Source organism: Enterococcus sp. DIV1067f (assembly GCF_050543505.1).
GTDB lineage: Bacteria > Bacillota > Bacilli > Lactobacillales > Enterococcaceae > Enterococcus_D > Enterococcus_D entomosocium.
On sequence record NZ_CP172940.1, the window covers coordinates 1083571 to 1108116 of the forward strand.

General features: G+C 42.6%; 24 protein-coding genes and 1 riboswitch. Of the genes, 22 read left to right on the forward strand and 2 right to left on the reverse strand.

All coding sequences use genetic code 11. The features are described 5' to 3' along the window. Positions 1–44 precede the first annotated feature (44 nt). Positions 45–404 carry a YxeA family protein gene (locus tag IGJ42_RS05120; protein ID WP_086332196.1) on the reverse strand — a complete coding sequence of 120 codons (360 nt, stop codon included), beginning with the start codon at positions 402–404 and terminating at the stop codon, positions 45–47. 244 nt (positions 405–648) lie between these two features. On the opposite strand from IGJ42_RS05120, the gene tuf reads away from it, so the two are divergent. The 14 genes from tuf (at position 649) to IGJ42_RS05190 (ending at position 14730) form a co-directional block, all read left to right on the forward strand. Then, complete coding sequence (gene tuf / locus IGJ42_RS05125) at positions 649–1836, forward strand: elongation factor Tu (RefSeq protein WP_005237121.1); 1188 nt, start codon at positions 649–651, stop codon at positions 1834–1836. Between the two features lie 215 nt (positions 1837–2051). Then, the gene (locus tag IGJ42_RS05130; protein WP_086333083.1) at positions 2052–2681 is read left to right on the forward strand and encodes a lysozyme family protein; all 630 of its coding nucleotides are present in this window, start codon (positions 2052–2054) and stop codon (positions 2679–2681) included. A 157-nt stretch (positions 2682–2838) separates the two neighbouring features. Further along, the gene (dnaG, locus tag IGJ42_RS05135; RefSeq protein ID WP_008381016.1) at positions 2839–4674 is read left to right on the forward strand and encodes a DNA primase; all 1836 of its coding nucleotides are present in this window, start codon (positions 2839–2841) and stop codon (positions 4672–4674) included. 23 nt (positions 4675–4697) lie between these two features. Continuing rightward, positions 4698–5804 (forward strand): RNA polymerase sigma factor RpoD, encoded by a 1107-nt coding sequence (gene rpoD / locus IGJ42_RS05140; protein ID WP_005229298.1) that lies wholly within the window; start codon positions 4698–4700, stop codon positions 5802–5804. Positions 5805–6113: 309 nt separating this feature from the next. After that, positions 6114–8003, forward strand: a complete 1890-nt coding sequence (locus IGJ42_RS05145; protein ID WP_086332197.1) for a cell division site-positioning protein MapZ family protein — start codon at positions 6114–6116, stop codon at positions 8001–8003. A gap of 118 nt (positions 8004–8121) precedes the next feature. Further along, positions 8122–8829, forward strand: a complete 708-nt coding sequence (locus IGJ42_RS05150) for an AzlC family ABC transporter permease (RefSeq protein WP_430615991.1) — start codon at positions 8122–8124, stop codon at positions 8827–8829. Beyond that, positions 8822–9139: an AzlD domain-containing protein gene (locus IGJ42_RS05155; RefSeq protein ID WP_061053905.1), complete on the forward strand. Its 318-nt coding sequence runs from the start codon at positions 8822–8824 to the stop codon at positions 9137–9139. Before IGJ42_RS05150 ends, IGJ42_RS05155 begins: the two co-directional genes overlap by 8 nt. A 34-nt stretch (positions 9140–9173) precedes the next feature. Further along, positions 9174–10037 (forward strand): CvfB family protein, encoded by an 864-nt coding sequence (locus tag IGJ42_RS05160; protein WP_008381026.1) that lies wholly within the window; start codon positions 9174–9176, stop codon positions 10035–10037. 109 nt (positions 10038–10146) lie between these two features. Then, a complete protein-coding gene (locus IGJ42_RS05165) occupies positions 10147–10599 on the forward strand; it encodes a Fur family transcriptional regulator (protein ID WP_005237105.1) in 453 nt (150 codons plus the stop codon). Between the two features lie 232 nt (positions 10600–10831). Then, entirely contained in the window at positions 10832–11722 is an 891-nt protein-coding gene (gene xerD, locus IGJ42_RS05170) for a site-specific tyrosine recombinase XerD (protein WP_005237104.1), read from the forward strand. A 14-nt stretch (positions 11723–11736) separates the two neighbouring features. Continuing rightward, positions 11737–12486 (forward strand): segregation/condensation protein A, encoded by a 750-nt coding sequence (locus tag IGJ42_RS05175; protein ID WP_008381030.1) that lies wholly within the window; start codon positions 11737–11739, stop codon positions 12484–12486. Then, on the forward strand, positions 12479–13063 hold the full coding sequence (gene scpB, locus IGJ42_RS05180) for an SMC-Scp complex subunit ScpB (RefSeq protein ID WP_005229316.1): 585 nt from the start codon (positions 12479–12481) through the stop codon (positions 13061–13063). Before IGJ42_RS05175 ends, scpB begins: the two co-directional genes overlap by 8 nt. A gap of 2 nt (positions 13064–13065) precedes the next feature. Next, positions 13066–13782 (forward strand): pseudouridine synthase, encoded by a 717-nt coding sequence (locus tag IGJ42_RS05185; protein WP_034872188.1) that lies wholly within the window; start codon positions 13066–13068, stop codon positions 13780–13782. Positions 13783–13861: 79 nt separating this feature from the next. Continuing rightward, positions 13862–13986: riboswitch (FMN riboswitch) on the forward strand. A gap of 150 nt (positions 13987–14136) precedes the next feature. Beyond that, positions 14137–14730 (forward strand): ECF transporter S component, encoded by a 594-nt coding sequence (locus IGJ42_RS05190; protein ID WP_016613081.1) that lies wholly within the window; start codon positions 14137–14139, stop codon positions 14728–14730. Between the two features lie 57 nt (positions 14731–14787). Here IGJ42_RS05190 and IGJ42_RS05195 read toward each other — a convergent pair whose 3' ends face one another. Then, positions 14788–15003, reverse strand: a complete 216-nt coding sequence (locus IGJ42_RS05195; RefSeq protein ID WP_005237096.1) for a ferredoxin — start codon at positions 15001–15003, stop codon at positions 14788–14790. A 26-nt stretch (positions 15004–15029) separates the two neighbouring features. Here IGJ42_RS05195 and IGJ42_RS05200 point away from each other — a divergent pair, with 26 nt between their 5' ends. From IGJ42_RS05200 to ilvD, 8 genes are all read left to right on the forward strand, one after another. Continuing rightward, positions 15030–16025 carry a helix-turn-helix domain-containing protein gene (locus IGJ42_RS05200; protein WP_016621013.1) on the forward strand — a complete coding sequence of 332 codons (996 nt, stop codon included), beginning with the start codon at positions 15030–15032 and terminating at the stop codon, positions 16023–16025. Continuing rightward, entirely contained in the window at positions 16019–17401 is a 1383-nt protein-coding gene (locus IGJ42_RS05205; protein WP_061053907.1) for a RecQ family ATP-dependent DNA helicase, read from the forward strand. The genes IGJ42_RS05200 and IGJ42_RS05205 overlap by 7 nt, the downstream gene beginning before the upstream one ends. A gap of 72 nt (positions 17402–17473) precedes the next feature. Next, entirely contained in the window at positions 17474–18100 is a 627-nt protein-coding gene (locus IGJ42_RS05210; RefSeq protein ID WP_005237087.1) for an SAG1386/EF1546 family surface-associated protein, read from the forward strand. A 105-nt stretch (positions 18101–18205) separates the two neighbouring features. Continuing rightward, positions 18206–18877 (forward strand): (d)CMP kinase, encoded by a 672-nt coding sequence (gene cmk, locus IGJ42_RS05215; protein WP_005237085.1) that lies wholly within the window; start codon positions 18206–18208, stop codon positions 18875–18877. 212 nt (positions 18878–19089) lie between these two features. Beyond that, entirely contained in the window at positions 19090–20304 is a 1215-nt protein-coding gene (gene rpsA / locus IGJ42_RS05220; RefSeq protein ID WP_005229333.1) for a 30S ribosomal protein S1, read from the forward strand. 163 nt (positions 20305–20467) lie between these two features. Then, complete coding sequence (gene der, locus IGJ42_RS05225; RefSeq protein ID WP_005237082.1) at positions 20468–21778, forward strand: ribosome biogenesis GTPase Der; 1311 nt, start codon at positions 20468–20470, stop codon at positions 21776–21778. Positions 21779–22012: 234 nt separating this feature from the next. After that, positions 22013–22288: an HU family DNA-binding protein gene (locus IGJ42_RS05230; protein ID WP_003126821.1), complete on the forward strand. Its 276-nt coding sequence runs from the start codon at positions 22013–22015 to the stop codon at positions 22286–22288. Between the two features lie 567 nt (positions 22289–22855). Further along, the gene (gene ilvD / locus IGJ42_RS05235; protein WP_008381045.1) at positions 22856–24544 is read left to right on the forward strand and encodes a dihydroxy-acid dehydratase; all 1689 of its coding nucleotides are present in this window, start codon (positions 22856–22858) and stop codon (positions 24542–24544) included. The last annotated feature ends 2 nt before the right edge of the window (positions 24545–24546 follow it).

Consider the following 24546-nt stretch of genomic DNA (forward strand, 5'->3'; position numbering starts at 1 on the left):
GAGTCTCTGCTTTTTTTCTGGATATCTTTGATCAATATCAGCAATTATTGATCGGTCAGTTTCTCAAGGGCGGCTTTGGGAATGTCTTCTTCAGAAACTTCTTCCCAGCTCAGAACACCTTTATTAGGATTGACCAATAATTTCAAATAGGCACCTTCTCTTAAAGGCGCGGAACGGTGCTCATTCATTTTGACCGTTTTGACTTCTCCAGAGGAACTGTAAGCGTCTTGTGTGTAACGGTAGACATCTTCGGCAACTCCGTTATCACTAATTTCCGTGTCGTGCTCGCCGGCATCCCTGATGACTGTATAGTAGTCACTTCCACCATAGTAATAATGATAAGTAGCAAAACAGCCACCAAGGAAAATTGCTGCAAAAACCAGCGTTGCAATGATTTTTTTCACATTTCTCACCTCATCTTCTATTATTCATAAAAATTGTCCTACGTCCAATAGATCGAAAAAAGCAAAGAAATTCTTAGGGATTAGCAGACGAGACATCTCACTTGACTTTGACTAATTTTGACCTATAATAAGAGTAGATTTAAACTTACAAAAAATAAGTTGATACTTATGAATTTGGAAGCGTAAATCGCAAAATATGATTCGAGTCAAAGAACGACTCAACTTTCTCTAGGAGGGAAACAATATGGCAAAACAACATTATGATCGTAGCAAACCCCATGTTAATATCGGAACGATAGGACACGTCGACCATGGGAAAACAACCTTGACTGCTGCTATTACCACAGTTCTTGGGAAAAAAGGACTTGCCAATCCGCAAGATTACGCAAGTATCGACGCGGCTCCTGAGGAACGCGAACGTGGTATCACCATCAATACTGCCCATGTAGAATACGAAACAGAAAAACGGCACTATGCCCATATCGATGCACCAGGACACGCGGATTACGTGAAAAATATGATTACAGGGGCTGCCCAAATGGACGGCGCAATCTTGGTCGTATCAGCGACAGATGGCCCAATGCCGCAAACCCGTGAACATATTTTGCTTTCTCGTCAAGTGGGTGTGAAACATTTGATCGTCTTTTTAAATAAAACAGACCTTGTCGATGATGATGAGTTGATCGATTTAGTTGAAATGGAAGTCAGAGAATTGCTGACTGAATATGATTTTCCAGGTGATGACATTCCTGTGATCAAAGGCTCTGCCTTAAAAGCCTTGGAAGGTGACCCAGAGGCTGAAGCAGCGATCTTAACGCTGATGGATACGGTAGATGAATATATCCCAACACCTGAACGAGACACTGATAAACCATTATTATTGCCGATCGAAGATGTCTTTTCAATTACTGGACGGGGAACCGTTGCTTCCGGTCGGATCGATCGCGGAACAGTAAAAGTCGGTGATGAAGTAGAAATCGTCGGAATCAAACCTGAAACACAAAAAGCAGTCGTGACAGGAGTAGAAATGTTCCGTAAGACGATGGACTTTGGGGAAGCTGGTGATAACGTAGGGGTATTATTACGGGGAATCACCCGGGATGAAATTGAACGGGGCCAAGTGTTAGCAAAACCAGGTTCCATCACACCACATACGAAATTCCAAGCAGAAGTCTATGTGTTGACAAAGGAAGAAGGCGGTCGCCATACCCCATTCTTTAATAACTATCGCCCACAATTTTACTTCCGTACAACGGACGTAACTGGGAATATCGTTTTACCAGAAGGAACGGAAATGGTTATGCCTGGTGACAACGTAACGATCGATGTGGAATTGATCCATCCAATCGCTGTGGAAAATGGAACGACCTTCTCCATTCGTGAAGGTGGACGAACAGTTGGTTCTGGTATCGTGACCACGATCGAAAAATAAAAAACAGTGAAACAGTGCTTCCATTATCTGAAGGAGCACTGTTTCCTTTTTCATGTCAAACCAGCAACAATTCCTTCATCAGCTTAGGATTGCTTGTTTTTTTCTAAATAATCTTGTGATTTTATTAAGGATTTTTTAGGAGAGAAAAAATTCTAGTCAGCCTGTTCATTTCATAGTACGATAGATTCTGACTTAGAAAAGATGGGATGTATTTGATGAGAAAAATTCGACGTTTCCTAGGATTTGTACTGAAGCTTGCACTCTTGGTGCTGCTGATTGGAGCAGGGGTTTGGGGCTATCGAAACTACACGGCATTGAAAGCTGTCTATGCGTATGAAGCGGAAATCGCACAGCAGACACAAGCCCACGACATCTCTGAATATCAGTCTTTAGCAATGAGTATCATGCTGACGGAGTCAAAAGGACAAGGCAATGATCCGATGCAAAGTTCTGAAAGTGTATATGGAAAACAAAACCAATTTGATACGCCAGAACAAAGCATCGAACAAGGGGTTTCTTATTTAGCCGAGTTGATCGAAAAATCAGAGCAAATGAACTGTGATCTTTGGACCGCAGTCCAGGCTTATAATTTTGGTACAGATTATATTGATTATGTCGCTGAACGGGGTGGCGTGAACACCTTAGAATTAGCAGAAACATATTCCAGAGAGGTTTTATCCCCGTTATTAGGCAATGATACAGAACAAACCTATCGTTATTGGGGCATCCAATCGGTCTTTTATAATGGCGGTCATTTGTATCACAATGGCGGCAACATGTTCTATGCGGATCTAATAAAATTGAACCGATGGAAAATCGATGTTACGGCAGGGTTCTTTTCCTGATCGTCACAAAATAACTGAAGTAAAAAAGCTTGAAATACAAATAGAATATGGTAAAATCATTATGAGTGATTCCGTCTAATTATTCTTCGCACTGATACCTATTAGTGCGTTTTTTTACCTAGTAAACGATGAATACTTACCAAATGGAGGTGAGTGGATGGCACGAATTCCTCAAACGATCATTGACGACATTCGCGAACGTAGCAATATTGTTGATATCGTGGGACAGTATGTCCAGTTAAAGAAATCTGGAAAGAATTATTTTGGTTTGTGTCCCTTCCATAATGAGAAATCACCTTCTTTTTCCGTTGCAGAAGACAAACAAATTTTTCATTGTTTTGGTTGCGGTCGTGGGGGCAATGTTTACGGTTTTTTGCAAGAGCTTGAAGGCATCAGTTTTCCTGAAGCAGTCGTCAAAGTAGCAGAAATGAACGATATTCCTCTTGATCCGCAATACCAGCAATCAGAAGGCATCAATGAAGCGACCTCACAAACGAGTCAATTGATTGCGCTGCATGAAAAAGCCGCCGAGGTCTATCATCACATGTTGGTGAATACGGCTGCTGGCCAAGAAGCGCTTGATTATTTATTGGATCGCGGATTGACGATGGCATTGATCGAAGAATTCAATATTGGTTTTGCGCCGAATGAACGCTCGTTTTTGGAGAAAGTCTTTTTGAATGAACAAGCCAAAGCTGAATTTTTTCCTGATACAGGGCTCTTTGTTCAACGAAACGATGGCTCATTGGCAGACCGCTTTTACCAACGAATCATGTTTCCGATCCGTAATCCTCAAGGAAAAACAATTGGTTTTTCTGGTCGTTGGCTAGCAAGCGAAAAAGTTGGTGATCAAGACCAGCCGAAATATTTAAATAGTCCAGAAACGATCCTTTTCAACAAGCGCGAGGTTCTGTTCAACTTTGACAAAGCACGCCGTGCGATGCGCAAAGATGGCCAAGTGTATTTATTTGAAGGATTTATGGACGTGATCGCCGCTTGGCAGGCAGGAATCGAAAATGGGATCGCCTCAATGGGGACCAGCTTGACCAATCAGCAGATCGCCCATATCGAGCGAGTGGCACAAGAAGTGATTCTTTGTTACGATGGAGATAGTGCAGGGGTTGAAGCGACAAACCGCGGGATCGAGCTTCTGCAAAACAATAGTCGTTTGAAATTATCTGTGGTGCGAGTGCCGGAACGGATGGACCCAGATGAGTATTTGCGCAAATATGGGACAGAAGCTTTTTATAAACTAGCTGTCCACGGCAAAGAAACCGTTTTTGCCTTCAAGATGGATTATCATCGGATGAATCGCAATTTAGCCAATGAGAAGGAGCAACTGGACTATGTCCAAGTTGTTTTAAATGAATTGCAGCGTGTGGATTCTTTGTTGGAGCAAGACCGCTATTTGACTCAGTTGTCTACAGAGTTCAATTTGAGTCGTGAGACCTTGCAGCAGCAGCTCAAGCAAAACCGGCAAGAGCAACGGACGATGCAAGATGTAGCGCCACCGCCGCCAACAGACACCCCTGTGGTCTTTACGCCGCCTACACGGCAGCAGCCCAAAACACAGGTGGAAAAAGCGCAAGAATTATTATTGTACCGTTTGTTTCATGACAGTACGTTAAACCATCGCTTTCGAGCGAGTGGTATATCCTTTATTCATGATCGTTATCAACAACTGTATCTGCTGTTTGATGCGTATATGGAAACAGAAGAACACTTTGTTTTAGCAAAGTTCTTAGATTTTTTAAAAGAAGATTCAATGAAAAAAATGGTGATCGATATTGCAGATCTTAAAGCTTCTGAGGAAGGGACTGAACAAGAATTTCAGGACATTCTGCAGGTCTTTCAAAAGTCGGGCATTGCTGAAGAAATCAATCAAAAACGAATCCAGCAGCAAGAAGCAAGACAAATAGGAAACCAGCAATTAGAACTTGAACTTGCAATCGAAATCATTGATTTGACCAAACGGTTGAAACAAGCTAAATAGCGAACTGAAAGGGGCTTTCTTTCATGGCAGAAGAAACAAAAAAAACGTATGACAAAGCAGTTGCCGAATACATCCGAGAAAACAAAACAAAGGGGCAAGTTGTTTACGATGACATTACCAATCGTTTAGCAACGCCTTATACTTTGGATGCTGATGCAATGGACAAACTAATTCAAAAACTGGAGGATTCCGGCATCAGTGTCGTGGATGAAAATGGAGAGCCTTCAGTCCATAGTTTAAAGAGTAATGAAAAACGACAAGAAACCCAACCTCAAGAAGATTTGTCTGCACCGACTGGTGTGAAAATCAATGACCCTGTGCGGATGTACTTGAAAGAGATCGGTCGGGTACCGCTTTTGACCGCAGAAGAAGAAGTGGCTCTCGCTCTGAAAATCGAAGAAGGCGACCAAGAAGCGAAACAGCGTTTGGCAGAAGCCAACTTACGTTTGGTAGTCAGCATCGCCAAACGTTATGTGGGTCGGGGAATGCAATTTCTTGATTTGATCCAAGAAGGAAACATGGGCTTGATGAAAGCCGTTGAGAAATTTGATTATCGCAAAGGGTTTAAATTCTCGACCTATGCGACCTGGTGGATCCGTCAAGCGATCACTCGTGCCATCGCTGACCAAGCTCGAACCATTCGGATCCCAGTGCATATGGTGGAAACCATCAACAAATTGATTCGTATCCAACGGCAATTATTGCAAGACTTAGGACGCGAACCGACACCAGAAGAAATCGGCGCAGAAATGGATTTGCCAACGGAAAAAGTTCGTGAAATCTTGAAGATCGCTCAAGAGCCCGTTTCATTAGAAACACCAATCGGTGAAGAAGATGATTCTCATCTAGGTGATTTTATTGAGGACCAAGATGCTACAAGTCCGGCAGAGCATGCGGCTTATGAGCTTTTGAAAGAGCAATTAGAAGATGTATTGGATACGTTAACTGACCGTGAAGAAAATGTGCTACGCTTGCGTTTCGGAATCGATGATGGCCGTACTCGGACCTTAGAAGAAGTCGGCAAAGTCTTTGGGGTAACCAGAGAACGGATTCGTCAGATTGAAGCAAAAGCGTTACGGAAACTACGCCACCCATCTCGTTCAAAACAATTGAAAGATTTCTTAGAATAATTAAGGTTTATTGACTTTCCAAAGACCCCCTTTGGAAAGTCTTTTTTGTTCAGGTTTTGTCATCTCTCCATAGGATAAGTAAAGAACTTAATAAAAACGTAACCAAGCAAGTGTTGGCTAATTGCCTAGAATGTGATAAATTTAATTTTGTGCATCTGCACAATTGAGTAATAAAAAAGAAATGCGAAAAAAGACCCATTATTTGTCGGTCTTTGAAATAGGAAGCAGTGGGCGCATCAAGCGTTTGATCTGGTAGGGTACTGCTTCATAGAAGGAAATGCAAAAAACAAAAGGAGTCAGTTTGAATCAATGAAGAAGACATGTCCTGAATGTGGATTTCAAGCAATAGAAGAAACACCCGTTTGTCCCAATTGCGGGTTTCAATGGAACCAAGCAAAGGAGAATGAACAGGAACCATCATCTGACTCTTCCGTTACGCCAGAAGAGCTACAAAACAAAAACGATGATATTCGCTGGTCTGACTTTAAAAATGTTCCGATTGGAAAAATGGAGGAGCACTTAGGCGATCGGCCATCCTCGAATGAAGAAACGATCGACCTTGCACAGCAAGAGGCTTTTTCTGATGAGCAAAAAACAACACTTGAATCAGAGTCTAAACAAGAACCAAAAACAGTGGAAAACTCTGAGTCTACAGAAGAACACACAATTTCAGCCAGTGAAGAAGTTAATGAGACCGATGCACTGAGTACGGATGAACAGCATGACTCTGAGATTTTGGCCGCTTATATCCGACAGCACAAACTTGATGAAGAAGCAAAGGCAGCAGCTGCTCTAGAAGCAGAAGAAACCGCCATTGATCTTTCCTCTGCTGAAGAGGAAAGTCAGATGCAAGCCAGCGAGGAACCTCTGCCGTCAAGCGAGGAGGAAGTGGTGACGGAGCCAGTTATTGAAGAAGCTGAGAAGCAGCCAGAACCAGTCATCGATCCAATTCCTGAACCAATCACCGCAGCGGATGAAACGCCACAAAAGGCGACTGCTGAAGAAGAAACATCTTCTTCCAGTGAAAGCAAGAAGAGCCCTCGCAAAGCACTCTATATTACAGCGGCTTGTTTGTTAGTGGCAGCGGGTGGTGGTTGGGCTTATTACTATCAACAGCAGCAACAAGAAACTGCCCGACAAACGCAACAGGCGCAAGAGAACCGTACGTTAGATCAGATCGAAAATGAGTTGAATGATTTTTATACAAATGATGAGCGAGTGTTCATTAAAAGCGACAAAACAGCAGAACAGCTGACGGCTGTGACGAATCAGTTGGCAGATTTTCAAGACCACGAACGATACGATATCTTGTCACAAGAAGCAGAGACAATTGCTGACAAATTAGCAGCTTTGACAGAGATCAATAGCTATTTCAGCAGTCCTGCAGTTGTGGAGGATCAGTTGGAAGAAGTCTCGTTGAAAGAAGCGACTGCTGTCACAATGGCGAAGCGTGAGAATGGGGATGCCTTTGATGAGTTGATCAATCAAGCCATCGACATGGGACAAAAAGAGTTCAGCGCGATCGAGGAAGTTCAAAATGCAGTGAAGAGCATGGTGGCTTTAAGTGGTGACGGTGAAGCACCGGCGAGTGTCACTCGTGAGAACTACAATGCCTTGATGAAAAAAATCCAAGCTTTGCCAATCGATTCACTGGTTGAAAGTCTTACGACGGAACTACGTAAAGTCGATACTGCCTTGACGAAGCGTGAAACAGCTACCCAACAAGCAGCGGCGCAACAACAAGCTGCCCAAGAAGCAGCACAAGCGGCGGCTTCCGAGAACAACGCTTCCGCTTCGAGCAGCGGATCTACAAGCGCTGCGACGCCCGCGCAAAGTACTTCTGAAGAAGAGTATGTGCTTTCGCCGGATACACCAACAAATACCAACAATCAGCCAATTATTCCAGCCCGCCAAAGTGATTTGAATGATGTAAACAATAGCGCCTGGGTGTGGGCAGATGGTGTCCAAGAAAAAATCATCGCCACAGCGATTGCTCGCGGTTATGTGGTAGAAGGCGGCTATACTTTTGAACGTGTACGAATCGTCAATGGTGAAGGCTATTACAATTTTTATGCGACAAATGCCCAAGGCAGCTTGCTTAAAGGAACGGATGATTCAGCGTTCCCGCTATACTTATTTACGGTAAACGCCAAAACTGGCTATTTCAGAGGCAATGGGAACGATCACACCGTTCGCTAAGTCTCCTGAGACACTAGAAAATTTTCAGAGTTATTACATGCACATGTGAAAAATACTTGTTTCCCCTCCTTGTTTTCGATATGATGAGAGATAATCGTTCAAACAAGGAGGGGTTTTTGTGCAGAAAATTGAGAGATATGATCGGTTTGAAGACGGGGTCATTGCTTGTGTACCAACGATTCTTGGGTACCTGGGCATTGGTTTTGCAATGGGGGTTGTGGGAAAAGGCGTTGGGTTGTCTATTCTAGAAATTATTTTAATGTCTATTATTGTTTATGCTGGCAGTGCTCAATTTATCATTTGCGCCTTACTAGCGATTCAAGCACCTTTCATGACAATCGTCGCAACAGTTTTTTTAGTGAATTTACGACACTTTTTAATGAGTTTGTCAGTAGCTTCCTATTTTAAAAAGACACCGTTGCTTTCTGCCATTGGTATCGGGACACTTTTGACTGATGAGTCCTATGGCGTTTTGACGACGGCATTGCAACAAGACAAACCAGTCACAGCAAAATGGACCCACGGGTTGAACGTAATGGCTTATTTGAGTTGGATTTTTGCGACGTTTTTGGGTGGTTTATTGGGTTCCTTTATTCCAGATCCAGAAGCGTTAGGCTTAGATTTTGCCTTAGTAGCTATGTTTGTTGGTCTTTTTTTATTTCAAGTAGAGCGACCGCTTAAGAAGAAAACCCAGCAAACGCTCTTGATACTAGGGACAGTTGGGGGGACCTTGATTTTATTTATGCGTTTTTCGACCGCAGAGATTGCGGTAATTGCGGCGACACTGGCAGGATGTTTGGTTGGGACGGTGACACACCATGACTAATTTTGTTATACTGATGCTAGTATGTGGATTGGTTACTTGGCTTCCGCGGATCGTTCCTTTTTTATTTTCTAAGAAGCTCGTCTTCCCGGAAACTTTCACCGTTTTTTTGAGTTATTTACCGTTGTGTATTTTGGCGGCATTGTTGGTGCAAAATTTACTGACCTTTCGTGAAGGCCAATTCCCCATTTTGAAAGTTAAAGAAACCATTGCCTGTATCCCGGCATTATTGGTGGGGTATTATACCAAAGATTTGATGAAAATCGTTATCACAGGCGTTATTGCTATGGCGCTGTTGCGTTTCTTTTTATAGGAACGAGCAGTTTTAAAGAAAAAGGAGAGAATAGATGAAAGACTTATTAGCATCCGTATTCAGCGGATTGATCATTGATGAAAACGAACAGAATTATTTTGTTCAAAAAGGCGGGGTTACCTTCCGACTAGCCAAGGAAGAAGGCGAACATCATTTAGGTGAAGCCGTCGAAGGGTTTGGCTATCAAAATCAAAAGCAAGAAAATGTGCTCACTACGAATATTCCGAAAAGCCGCAAAGGGCATTATGCCTTTGGTACAGTCACAGGAAGCCGTCGCGACTTAGGCGTTTTCGTCGATATCGGTTTGAAAGACAAAGATATGGTGGTTTCATTAGATGAATTGCCAACAATGCGGGAACTTTGGCCCAAAAAAGGCGACCGTTTGATGGTCAGCTTGCGGGTCGATGACAAAGAGCGTATTTGGGCTTCATTAGCAGATGAGAAAATTTTTAAGGCATTGAGCAAAAATGGTACGGAGCAAATGAAGAATCAAGATGTTACAGGTAGCGTGTACCGTTTGAAGTTAGCGGGTACTTACTTGCTGACGGATGATTTTTATATTGGCTTCGTCCATCCATCAGAACGGTATCAAGAGCCGCGCCTTGGGGAAGTGGTCAAAGGGCGAGTGATTGGGATTCGTCCAGATGGTGTCTTGAACCTTTCATTGAAACCAAGAGCCCACGAGGCGATCTCAAATGATGCCGCCATGGTTCTAACCTTTTTAGAACGAGCACCTGAGAACAAAATTCCTTTCACCGACAAATCAGCCCCAGAAGAGATTTTGCAAACATTTGGTATTAGTAAAGGCCAATTTAAACGGGCATTAGGAACCTTGATGAAACAGCGTTTGATTGAGCAAAAAGACGGCTTTACGATTCTTATCAAAAAACCTAATTGAGAATACTTGTTTCTTTTATCGTTCTAATTTATAATGATTACAATGTTTGTCTTGAGTGATTTTCACTCAGATTAGAATCGTTATAAATTAACGGCATACGGAGGCAACTATGAACACAACAGCAGCGTTAAAAAAGACCAAGAAACAATTGCACGAGTCGGGGTTTAAATTAACTCCTCAGCGAGAAGCGACGTTGTTGGTCTTATTAGAAAATGAGAAAGACCATTTATCCGCAGAAGAGATTTTCTTTTTTGTGCGAAAAAAAAATTCTGAGATTGGCTTGGCAACCGTCTATCGAACATTGGAGATCTTAACGGATCTGAAAATTGTCGATAAAGTCAGCTTTAATGACGGTGTCGCTCGCTATGATCTACGTAAAGAAGGTGCCAAACACTTTCATCATCACTTGTTGTGTTTGGAATGCGGCAATATTGAAGAAGTCGAAGAGGATCTGCTGGGCAGTGTCGAAGAGATCGTTGAACAAAAGTACCATTTTTTAGTAAAGGATCATCGGTTGACCTTTCATGGTGTCTGTCAAAAGTGCCAAAGCAAAGCCGAGTGATTGTACTTTGGCGATCTTAAATAAACGTTTGTTATCACCCGAATGATAGTCAGATGGTTTCCAATAGGAAGAGTGCTCTTTTTTCCGATTTGAAAGAAACCGAAAAATCTGCTATGATTCGGGTGTTTCCTTGGGCAAAAGATACGGGTAGATGCCTCTTTTTTATTGGCAAGCTACTATCTTAACGAGCCAGAATTTGATATGATAAAAAAGCTGAAAGTAGAGGAAGCCCATGAACGAACAAATCATTGATTATCTTCATTATTTGACCATTGAGCGCGGGCTATCCCAAAATACCCGTGCCAGCTACCAGCGAGATCTGCAACAGTATCTTGCGTTTTTACAAAAAAAACAAGTCACTCAGTGGCAGCAGATCGACCGAGTGATCGTTTTGTCTTTTTTGCAAAGTCTGCAAGAAGCGGGAAAATCCTCGGCAACCGTGATTCGGATGGTTTCCAGTTTGCGAAGGTTCCATCAATTTTTGCGTCAAGAACGGTTTACCGATCATGATCCAATGCAGCATATTGATTCACCAAAAAAACAGCAGAAGCTGCCTGATACCTTGAGTTTACAAGAAGTGGAGCGGTTGATCGAAACACCGGATACGCGAGCAGTTTTGGGCATCCGTGACCGAGCGATTTTGGAAGTGATGTATGCGACGGGCTTGCGCGTCAGTGAGTTGATCGGGTTAAAATTAAACGATCTGCATTTAAGTATGGGATTGTTGCAAACAACCGGAAAAGGCGACAAAGAACGGATCGTTCCATTAGGGGACTTAGCGATTCAATGGATCGAAACCTATCTCAGCGATGCGCGTCCGTATTTGACGAGAAAAACGCCGGATGAAAGCCATCTGTTTGTAAACAACCATGGTACGCAACTGTCTCGTCAAGGGATCTGGAAAAATTTAAAAGCCTTGGTTCGACAAGCTGGGATCACCAAGAATGTGACTCCCCATACGCTGCGCCATAGTTTTGCGACCCATCTATTAGAAAACGGGGCAGATCTACGAACGGTTCAAGAGTTGCTAGGGCACGCAGATATCTCGACCACTCAGATTTACACGCATATAACGAAGAAACGGATGACGGAAGTGTACAAGCAGCACTTTCCGCGCGCCTAGAAATCGAGGATGGAATGGAAGAAATCAAAATAAAATTAGCTGTCTTTGAAGGACCGTTGGATTTGCTGCTTCATTTGATCAAAAAACTGGAGATCGATGTTTATGATATTCCAGTTGCTACCATCACCGAACAATACATGCAGTACATCCATGCCATGAAAATTTTAGAATTAGAAGTCGCTGGAGAGTATTTAGTCATGGCGGCGACTTTGATGGCGATCAAAAGCCAGATGCTGTTGCCTAAACAAGAGTTGATTGCTGAAGTCGAAGAGTACGAAGAAGATCCGCGGGATATGCTGGTGGCACAACTGCTAGAATACCGAAAATTTAAGTACGCAGCCGAACAGCTTTCAGAAAAAGCGGAAGAGCGCAGTTTGTATTACACGAAAGATCCGATGGATGTCGATGAATACAAAGAGGAAGAAGATCAATTAAGAGCCAATCAATTCAACACGATCGATCTCTTTTTGGCTTTTCAAAAAATGATCGAGAAAAAGAAAAATCGCCAAGTACTAGAAACCAAGATTTCTCCTGATGAAAGCACCATCGATGAAAAGATGGCGGCGATTCAGTTGGAGATGCAACATGTGAGTGCTAAAAAAGGCCGCAGCTTTGATTCGTTTTTTACTTCTTACAATAAAACAGAAGTTGTGGTAACCTTTATGGCATTGTTAGAATTAATGAAAAAAGGAACGATTCGAGTAGAGCAATCAGACAATTATGCGTCGATTCTGCTCTATCCAACAGGTAAAGAAGATGAGTAAATATAGTGAATTAGAAGCGATCTTATTCGTCGTCGGTGATGAGGGGATCGGACTTGAAGAACTGAGTTATTTAGTCAAAAGTAATACTGCCAGTGTCTATCAGCATTTGCAGGAACTAAATCAGCAATATGAAGAAAATGAACATACCGCGTTGCATATTCTAGAAGTTGGCAATCATTTTATTTTAACCACTAAAAAGCAATTTGCCCCTTTATTGAAGAAATACGCCGAATCACCGATGGGGAGTTCATTGTCGCAAGCCGCTTTGGAAACTTTGTCGATCATTGCTTATAAGCAACCGATCACTCGGATGGAAGTAGAAGAGATTCGCGGCGTTCAATCCAGCGGTTCTGTCCAAAAACTGGTGGCAAAGCGGCTGATTGAAGAAAAGGGACGCGTGGACGGACCAGGACGAGCGATCCTATACGGTACGACGGAATACTTTATGGATTATTTTGGCTTAAAAAGTTTGGCTGAATTGCCTGACATCCAATCAATGGAAGATGAACTTGAAGAAGATGCACCGTTTGATCTTTTTTACGACCGCTACAAACAAGCAGAAACAGAAGGAGAATGAAGATGGAACGTTTGCAAAAAGTGATTGCCCATGCCGGCATCACCTCAAGAAGAAAAGCTGAAGGATTGATAACCGAAGGCCGTGTGCGAGTCAATGGACAAGTAATCAAAGAATTAGGGGTCCAAGTCGGTTCAAAAGACGTCGTTGAAGTGGACGGCGTTCCGATCGAACAAGAACAACATGTCTATTATCTGTTCTATAAACCTCGTGGCGTGATCTCAGCTGTAACAGATGATAAAAAACGCAAAGTCGTTTTGGATTATTTTGCTGAAGTCCCTGAACGGGTGTATCCAGTCGGCCGCTTGGACTATGATACCTCCGGTTTGCTGCTACTGACAAATGATGGGGAATTATCACAGACACTGATGCATCCAAAACACGAAGTCGAAAAAGTGTATGTTGCCAAGGTCAAAGGCATTGCGGATAAAAAGCAACTGCTCCCATTGACAAAAGGAATTCGGATCGAAGGGCGTAAGACCGCGCCTGCTCGCTTTGAAATCTTATCGACAGACCAAACGGCACAATCTAGTATTGTGCAATTGACGATCCACGAAGGTCGCAATCATCAAGTCAAAAACATGCTAAAAGCAGTTGGTTTGCCTGTGCAAAAACTAAAACGGGAAAACTATGGTCCGTTAGATTTAAAAGGTCTTCGTCCAGGGGAATACCGAGAGTTGTCGAAGAAAGAAGTCAGCCAGCTGAAAAACAGTGCAAAATAGTTGAAAAGTATCTGAAAACGTAACTATTGTTAATTTTTAGATTTTGTGTATAATAGAACATGTAATAAATAGAATAAAGGTTCGTCTTCAGGGGCAGGGTGCAATTCCCGACCGGTGGTTATAGTCCACGACCTATTTCTTCGGAAATAGCTGAATCGGTGAAATTCCGATACCGACAGTACAGTCTGGATAAAGAAGATAGAGCGTATTTGATTTGCTTATGGCTATTTCGAATGCCCTCTTTTTTCCCTGTGGAAAAAAGAGGGCATTTTTTGTCTGGCGCCGACAAGAAAGCCGAGGAAATTTAATAGGTTCGTTTGAAGAGGAATCCTGAACTTAGGAGGATTTATACTGATGAACAACAAAACAAGAAAAATGGTGACGATCGCCATGTGTGCTGCTATGGGAACAATTTTGCAATTTATCGCTTTTCCAATTTTTCCGGCATTCAGCTTTTTAAAGATCGATTTTAGTGATATTCCCGTGATGATCATGATGTTTTTATTTGGTCCTTGGAGTGGGGTAGTGACTGCCTTCATTCGTTCGGTCCTGCATTTGTTCTTATCTGGTTTTTCACCTGCTGATATGGTGGGAGATACGGCAAGCTTTTTAGCATCATGTGCCTTTACTTTGCCAATGTACTACTTTTTCCGCAAAGGTATCCACACCAAAAACAAAATGGTTGGTGTCATCAGCGGTATCTTGTCGGTAACGATTTTTATGAGTGTGGCGAACCTATTTGTGATCACACCGCTTTATCTACGCTTTTTCGGGGTCACAGCCGATCAATTTTTAGGGATGTCTTTGCCGCAATATGTGGCGATCGGGATTTTACCCTTCAATTTGGTTAAAGGAGCGATCGTCAGTGCCGTCTTTTTAGCACTACATGCCAAACTGCTCCCATGGTTGGCTCGTAAGCAGCCCCATCATTCTGCTATAGGAAAATAAAAAATGAGCCGACTTGCTGTGGCAGACGAAAGGTCTGTTAATGGCAGGTCGACTTTTTTATTTTTCTATAAGGATCGCTCTGGTGGGGCATTTGCGATAAGCAGTTTTGACTTTTTCTTGTTGTTCTTCTATGATAAACTGTTGCCGTGCACTCGGTTCTTGGGCAAATAAAACGATCCCATCTTCATCATAATCGAAGATCTCGGGAGCATAGATCGCACATAGTCCACAAGCAATGCAGCGCTCAGGAACAATTTTACAGCGTTGTGACATTTTTTAGTCCTTTCTGGGAGGAAGATATGGATTCTTTTATTTTAGCGCTGTTTTCTGATACTGACAAGTTGCGTCCATCGACACTTTATCAAATTCTCATTGGTAAGCGCACTAGCTCTGTCTTGAGTTATGCCTTTTTTTATGATCGATTAGGTCTTTTTCAAGCGTTGCCACAGTTGAATGAGAGGGAGTATCAACAGACGATCGCTGACTTGATCCAACAAGGGATGCTAAGTCGAGATTCAGATGGTCTGCTGCTCAAAAGGACCGCTGCAAATTATGAACAGTCAAAAGAAATGTTGTTGCATCATACGGATTATTTTCGGTATGGACGAACGACGGAGGAGGCGTGGCGTTTTGTTCGACTGCTGGTCCAAGCAGCTGCATATCAAGGGGTGACCAATCAGTATATTCCTGTTGAGAACACGCCTTTATATACAGAACCTGTGCGTCGACTGATCCATCAATACCCTGAAATCAAAAAGATCACTCATCGAGAACTTTCGGCAGTTTTTGCCCAACTTCCCGCAGAAGTCGCAGATTTTTTAGCAGGCACCTTATCTGGTCCCGATCTTCTGGGGCAGGCGTTTTTCCAACTTTTGCCAGAATCTGTACAAGGTAAGCCTTGGGACAATCTTTATGTAGGAGCTGCGATCCATCAATTTTTAGCCCTGGTTGAAAAAGAGTCTCAGATGGTTCTGTTTCAAGGATTGTCGCCTTTTCTAAATAGGAATCTGAATCAAAGTATGCTGGAAAGTCGTGCATTGTTCTTGCAAGGAGCTTCTGTTGAGCAGATCATGGAAAAAAGAAGGATCAAACGAGGAACCGTTAATGATCATTTGATTGAGTGGGCACTGCTTGATCTGACATTTCCGTATCAGCGCTTTGATACATCATTGATGAATAAGCTGCCAGAAACTTCTTGGAAAAACAGCTATCAAGAATTACAGGAGCTTCTTACGACTGATTTTTTGACGATCCGTTTGTTACAGATTGCTCAGAAACGGGGGATTCGATGTTAGAAAACGCACTGAATCAGTACTTTGGCTTCAAAACATTTCGTCAAGGACAAAAAGAAGTCATCGAAAGTGTTTTAGCGCAGCAAGATACGTTAGCGATTTTGCCTACCGGGAATGGCAAAAGTCTCTGTTATCAGCTGCCAGGGTACCTCATAGATGGCATCGTAATCATTATCTCACCGCTTGTTTCTTTAATGGAAGATCAAGTCTATGGCCTACAAAAGCAAGGGGAAAAACGCGCGATTGCGTTTAATAGTCAACTAGACCCTACCGATCGTCACTATGTGATGCAGCATTTATCGCAGTACAAATTTTTGTTCTTAAGTCCAGAAATGATCGTGCAAGAAGCCATTTTGCAGCAACTCGAACGAGCTAAGATCGCTATGCTCGTGGTGGATGAAGCTCATTGTGTTTCCCAATGGGGCATTGATTTTCGACCAGAGTACTTGCAGCTTGGTGAAGTAAAAAAACGTTTGAAGACACCCGTCACATTAGCATTGACGGCTACTGCTACGGCGCAAGTCGAAGCAGATATTCGGCAAGTGTTGTTAGCAAAGAATGCCAATGTCTACCGTTATTCGATGAACCGCAGCAATATCGGCTTGTTCGTAGAGAAAACGTCAGACAAAGATGCGGCATTAGCAGACTATCTCAGCCGCTTAGGCGGGGCTGGGATCATCTATTGTTCCACAAGAAGCAAAGTCGAAGAAGTCTATAACAAACTGCGTCAGCGCTATTCGGTAGGCTATTATCATGGTGGTCTAGCGAGCGATCAAAGAAAAACGTTGCAGCAGCAGTTTTCTCAGAATAAACTAAAATTGCTCGTCGCAACCAATGCGTTTGGGATGGGGATCAATAAAGAAGATATTCGTTTTGTGATCCATTATGACTTGCCTGATTCGCTGGAAAACTACAGTCAGGAAATCGGTCGAGCAGGCCGCGATGGCAAACAAAGCAGTGCGATCTTGCTTTATCAGGAACACGATGAGCAGATTCACTACTTCTTTCAGCGAGAAAACAAAGAAGAACGCCGTGCTTTAGAACGAATGGATCAGAAAAAGATGAAAGGACCTTTGACACCGCTGCAAGAAAAATGGCAGAAGAAGATGAAGGAGTTGGGGGCTGCGTTTTGGCTGGAAACGCTAAAACAAAACGAACAGCAAAAGCAAGAACAATTACAAAAAATGTTGGCTTATATTCATTTTACCGGCTGTCGTCGCCAGTTTTTATTGGCGCACTTTGGGGAAGAAGCATCAGCAAATCCTTATTGTTGCGACAATGACGGGATCGAATTGGCAGTGGAAGAAGAGCTTTTAGAAAAAAAAGTCATCCTTCATTGGCAAGAACGTTTAATAAAAATTTTTAAAGATATAAATTGAATCGTATTTTGCAGGACAGTTTTTATTTACCTATGGTATAATACATCGGAAGGAAACTAGGAGGGAATACGAGTGAGCAAGAAAGACAATGACTACAATTCAGAAAATCAAGAACCGTGGGAACAACCAATATATGATACAGAATACGATGATTCTGCATCAAGATCCCAACAAAGAAAACAAAAGCGTGGGAATTCACTCTTTTTGACGATCGTTTTAGTTTTGCTTTTCTTGATCGTGGCAATTCCGGTTGGTGCCGGTATTTGGGTATTGAATCATAACAGTGATGCCCCGACCGCAGCAAGTTCAAGCAGTACAGTAGAAAGTACGACAGAATCTTCGACAACCGAGTCATCAACAACGGAATCATCAACTGCTGAATCGACAAGTGAAACGAGTTCGTCAACAAGTGAATCAAGTTCTTCATCAAGCAGTAGCAGTTCTGCACCAGCTTCAACAACGCCATCAAGTAGTAGTGAGCCGGCTCAACAGGAAAACAATGCAGGGCAAGACACTACGCAAAATAATCAAGGGCAAGGAGCGACTGGTACCGAGGAATACACGACGGTGCAAGCAGGTGAAGGTCCTGAACAAGTGGCAGCCCGTACAGGCATCTCAGTTGAAACCCTATATCAATTAAATGGGATTGATCCAAACAACTACATGCTATACCCTGGCGACACATTACGAATTAAATAAAAAACCGCTTTGGCGGTTTTTTTTCTTGGTAGGAAGAAGCCAAGGTGAACGATAAGCAGAAACGATGAAGGAATACACATCGTTGGGAAACGAGGAGTAAGAAAAATGAAAAAAATCAACATCGCTATTGATGGTCCGGCGTCATCTGGGAAAAGTACCGTGGCAAAAATCATCGCCAATGATTTAGGGTTTATTTATACAGATACCGGGGCCATGTACCGCAGCATCACGTATTTGGCCTTAAAAAGCGGCTGTTCATTAGAGGATGAAGCGGCGATCGCTGCTTTGATCGATCAATACCCCATCACTTTTGAACCGACTGAACACGGTCAAGAGGTCTTTGCAGGAGGAGAGCAAGTCACAGAAGCGATCCGTCAGCCAGAAGTAACCAACGCAGTTTCGAAGGTATCGGCATACCCTGCGATCCGCGAAAAACTAGTCCAACAACAGCAGATGATCGCTAAAGATGGCGGTGTCGTGATGGATGGCCGCGATATTGGTACGGCGGTTTTACCACAAGCAGAAGTCAAGATTTTTCTGGTAGCAAGTGTGGAAGAACGGGCGCAGCGCCGTTTCAAAGAAAATCAGCAAAAAGGGATCGGTACCGATTATGAAACTTTAAAAGAAGAGATTCAGCAAAGAGATTACTTGGATTCTCATCGGGAAGTCTCCCCTTTGAAACAAGCAACAGATGCCGTTCGAATTGACACCTCCGGTTTAACAATCGAGCAAGTCGTAGAAGCGATCAAAAAAACGATCCAAGAAAAGATCGACTAGCGAAAACAATGGGTGTTCCCCATTGTTTTTTTATTTTTCCTACGAAAAAGATGAAAGCAAGCAAGAAAACAGACGTGAAAAGACTTTTTCAACGAAAAAACCGTAGTTTTTTAGGAAAATAAGAGAAATCGCTTTATTTTTTTTTCATTCTATTTTAAACTAAAAGATGTAGTGCAATTATTGCAGAATTGTTGGTTAGGAGGACATGAGAGATGACAGAATTTGAAAATAATCAGGTTGAGAGTGGAAATGAATCAATGGAAGCCGCTTTAGACAATTTCCAAGAAGTAAAAGTTGGAGATATCGTTAAAGGCGAGGTATTGGCCATTGAGGATAAACAAGCGATCGTAGGGATCGAAGGCGCCGGTGTCGAAGGCGTTGTTCCTGCAAAAGAATTATCGACTTTACCTGTTGAAGACATCAACGAAGCAGTCAAAGTAGGGGATGTCTTAGAATTAGTTGTGATTTCAGCAATTGGGAAAGACAAAGAAAATGGCAGCTATCTCCTTTCTAAACGTCGCTTAGATGCGAAAAAAGTTTGGGAAGATATCGAAAAAGATTTCCAAGAAGGAAAAATCATCGAAGCACCAGTCACCAACGTCGTTAAAGGCGGATTAGTGGTTGACGTAGGGGTTCGTGGGTTTGTTCCAGCATCAATGGTCGAAGATCATTTTGTTGCGGATTTTGAAGATTACAAAGGGAAAACATTGACCTTTAAAATCGTTGAGATCGAGCCTTCTGAAAACCGCTTGATCCTTTCTCATAAAGCTGTTGTTGAAGCAGAAAAAGCAAAACAAAAAGAAGCTTTACTAGCTGATTTATATGAAGGACAAGAAGTAGAAGGAAAAGTAGCTCGTTTGACTGACTTTGGTGCCTTCGTGGACCTAGGCGGCATCGATGGACTTGTCCATGTCTCTGAAATTTCACATGGGCATGTTGGCAAACCGAGTGACGTTTTGTCTGTGGGAGATACCGTCAACGTCCGTATCTTATCTGTTGATGCAGACAAAGAACGTGTGTCTCTTTCAATCAAAGACACATTGCCTGGACCTTGGACCAATATTGAAGAGCAAGCGGCTGTTGGCAGTGTCTTAACTGGGACTGTTAAACGTTTGACAAGCTTCGGTGCGTTTGTGGAAGTCTTCCCAGGTGTTGAAGGGCTGATCCATATTTCACAAATCTCCCATAAACACATTGCGACACCACATGAAGTCTTACAAGAAGGCGATGAAGTGCAAGTGAAAGTGCTCGAAGTGAACCCTTCAGAACACCGAATCGCATTAAGTATCAAAGCATTAGAAAAAGCAGAAAATACCAATGAAACACAAGAAGTTTCAGAGGATGATTATCAATTGCCAGAAGAATCAACTGGGTTTACCATGGGTGATATCTTAGGCGATGCCTTAAAAGACAGCGACGAAGAGTAATTGTATGCCATCAGCTTATAACGATTCGATGTTTGAATTTGTTATAAGCTGATTTTTTGTTTGCCGAGAAAGCTTGCAACTTTCCATGGCTTTAGGTAAACTAAGTAAGATTGAATACAAGAAGCAGCGTACAAGGACTGCTTTTTTAAATGGAGGGTAAAAAATGTCAAATCCAACAATAGCGATCGTTGGACGTCCGAATGTGGGGAAATCGACCATTTTCAACCGGATAGCTGGAGAACGAATTTCGATCGTTGAGGATACTCCAGGAGTGACCAGAGATCGTATTTATGCCACTGGTGAATGGCTAGGCCGTGAGTTTAGCGTAATCGATACTGGTGGGATCGATTTAAGTGATGAGCCGTTTATGGATCAAATCAAGCATCAAGCAGAAATCGCCATCGATGAAGCAGATGTCATTGTTTTTATTACGAGTGCTCGTGAAGGAGTAACAGATGCTGACGAGCTTGTGGCTCGTTTGTTATACAAAAGCAACAAACCCGTGATTTTAGCGGTCAACAAAGTTGATAATCCCGAGATGCGCAACGATATCTATGAATTTTATGGTTTAGGTCTGGGCGATCCATACCCAATCTCAGGAAGTCATGGATTAGGGATCGGTGATGTCCTAGATGAAGCAGTCAAACACTTTACCAATGAAGCGGAAGAAGAAGACGATTCCATTATCAAGTTTAGTTTGATCGGTCGACCAAACGTCGGGAAATCCTCCTTGATCAATGCGATTCTTGGAGAAGAGCGAGTAATTGTTTCAGATATCGAAGGAACGACTCGTGATGCGATCGATACCCATTTTACTAGCGAAAGCGGTCAAGAATTTACCATGATCGATACCGCCGGCATGCGTAAAAAAGGGAAGGTCTACGAATCTACTGAAAAATACAGTGTCATGCGAGCAATGCGGGCCATTGAACGTTCAGACGTCGTCTTGATGGTCTTGAACGCCGAAGAAGGAATTCGCGAGCAAGACAAACGGATCGCTGGCTATGCCCATGAAGCAGGCCGTGGAATCATTATCGTTGTCAATAAATGGGATACATTGAAAAAAGAAACGAATACGATGCGTGATTTTGAAGAAGAAATCAGAGATGAATTCCAATATTTGGATTATGCACCAATCATTTTCGTTTCCGCAGTGACGAAACAGCGCTTGAATAAGTTGCCGCAGTTGATCGAAGAAGTCAGCATGAATCAAAACATGCGTATTCCATCTGCGTTGTTGAATGACGTCATTATGGATGCGGTGGCGATCAACCCAACACCAACAGACAAAGGCAAACGTTTGAAGATTTTTTATGCGACGCAAGTGGCTGTCAAACCGCCAACTTTTGTTATTTTTGTCAACGAAGAAGAACTGATGCATTTCTCTTATGCGCGTTTCTTAGAAAATCAAATCCGCAAGGCATTCACTTTTGAAGGAACGCCGATTCGGATCATTCCACGCAGAAGAAAATAGAGATTTTATCATACTTTGTTTCTTTTTACAAAGAAATCTGTCCTTTTCTAGAAAAATGGGAAAAAACCAAAAAAAAACCCCCTAAAAACGTTAAAATCCTTGATATTACAAGGTTCTTATGATAACGTTATATCAGAATATTGATGGTAATCAATATTTGACAAAAACCTTGGACCACTCAAGATTTTTGTTGATGCATGACATCAAAAAAAATATCAGGAGGTGAAACCATCCATGGCAAATAAAGCAGAATTAATCGAAAAAGTTGCAGCAGCTACTGACTTAACTAAGAAAGACGCAACTGCAGCAGTAGACGCTGTATTCTCAACAATTCAAGACGCTTTAGCTAACGGTGAAAAAGTTCAATTGATCGGCTTTGGTAACTTTGAAGTTCGTTCTCGTGCAGAACGCAAAGGACGCAACCCACAAACTGGTGAAGAAATCAAGATCCCTGCTAGCAAAGTACCTGCATTCAAACCAGGTAAAGCTCTTAAAGACGCAGTGAAATAATTGAGTCTTGTAGAAACCCTTGAGTAATCAAGGGTTTTTTCTTTTGTCTAACTAGGGACTGCCACCATGCAGGCGGAACGAATGGGAAAAGAATCGGTTGTTATTGTCAGAAAATTCAAAATTATTTTTTGTTTTTCTTTTGATCTTAAAAAAACATGGGTTGCTGGCACACTTTAATTCTCAAGCAAGAATAAAGGTGATTTAAAAGTCATTTTTATCAAAACAAGCAAGTGATTAAATGACATCTGATGTGAGAAAGGGTTCCTTAGAATTGTCATTATTGAAAAAAAATTCAGAAAATTCGTTGACAAGTGATTTTGCAAAGGGTATATTGGTAAACAATTACAAGAACGTTACTATTTCTAATGAAGGAGCCATTTTCTATGCGTAATTTTAATCAATATTTATTAGTCATTATTATTGATACCAGGACTTAGAACACGGAAGCAAAAATTATCCGTTTGTTTGAGTCCTATTTGCGTAAGTAAAATGGGATTCTGGCAAAGCATCCCAGTTTTTTATAACCGGGATGCTTTTTTTTATTCCAAAATGCAGGAGATGATGAGTGTGAGAAGTGATCAAATTAAAAAAGGGATCGATGCAGCGCCAGCTAGGAGTCTGCTCTATGCCACAGGACAAGTTAAAAATATCCATGATATGAACAAGCCATTTATTGCGATATGTAATTCCTATATCGATATCGTGCCTGGGCATGTGCATTTACGGGAGTTAGCAGATATCGCAAAAGAAGCGATTCGTGAAGCTGGCGGCATCCCTTTCGAGTTCAATACAATCGGCGTAGATGATGGCATTGCTATGGGACATATCGGTATGCGATATTCGCTACCTAGCCGAGAATTGATCGCTGATTCTGCAGAAACCGTCATCAATGCCCACTGGTTTGACGGCGTATTTTATATCCCAAATTGTGACAAGATCACTCCTGGCATGATCTTAGCAGCCATGCGGACCAACGTACCAGGAATTTTTTGTTCCGGCGGTCCTATGAAAGCCGGCATTGATCCTCGGGGACATCAAATAACCTTATCTTCCATGTTTGAAGCCGTTGGGACGTACAAGACGGGTAATATGACAAAAGAAGATTTTGAGTTTATGGAACAAAATGCCTGTCCGACTTGCGGTTCCTGTGCAGGGATGTTTACTGCCAATTCAATGAACTGTCTCTTAGAGATCTTAGGATTGGCAATGCCAGGCAATGGTACGATTCTTGCCGTGTCTGAAGAACGACGAGAACTAGTTAGACAAGCCGCCTTTAAGTTGATGGATCTTGTTGAAAAACAAGTGAAACCTCGAGACATCGTGACCAAAGAAGCTATTGATGATGCCTTCGCTTTAGACATGGCGATGGGGGGGTCCACCAACACAGTGCTGCATACCTTAGCGATCGCCAATGAAGCTGAGATCGATTATGACTTAAGACGGGTCAATGAAATCGCTAAAAGAGTGCCTTATCTCTCAAAAATCGCGCCATCATCAGCCTATTCAATGCATGATGTCCATGAAGCCGGTGGGGTTTCAGCGATCATTAGGGAGCTATGTGATATCGAGGGAGCGATTCATCCCGATCGACCGACTGTTACCGGTAAGACGTTGCGAGAAAATGTCGCTGAAGCGAAGATCCACAACGAAGAAGTCATCCATCCGAAAGAAAATCCGTATAGTCCAGTTGGCGGTCTATCGATCTTGTACGGAAACATCGCCCCAGAAGGCAGTGTCATCAAAGTTGGCGGGGTTGATCCAAGTGTCCAAGTGTTCAAAGGGAAAGCGATCTGTTTTGATTCTCATGATGAAGCAGTCGCAGCAATTGACAATCATACCGTACAAAAAGGACATGTCGTAGTGATCCGCTATGAAGGCCCGAAAGGGGGGCCGGGAATGCCGGAAATGCTGGCGCCTACCTCAAGTATCGTTGGTCGTGGGTTAGGCAAAGATGTCGCCTTGATTACAGACGGCCGCTTTTCAGGAGCGACGCGGGGGATCGCAGTTGGACATATTTCTCCGGAAGCTGCAGCCGGTGGTCCATTAGGACTAGTCAACGATGGCGATGAGATCATTATTGATTTGCCAAATCGAACGCTAAATCTGCAAGTTTCAGAAGAAGAGCTTGCCAAGCGTGCGCAAGAACGACCGAAGTTTCGTTCAAAAGTAAAAAAAGGATGGCTTGCACGTTATACCGCTTTAGTGACCTCTGCGAATACGGGCGGGATTATGCGAGTACCTGATGAGGAGGAGTAGCA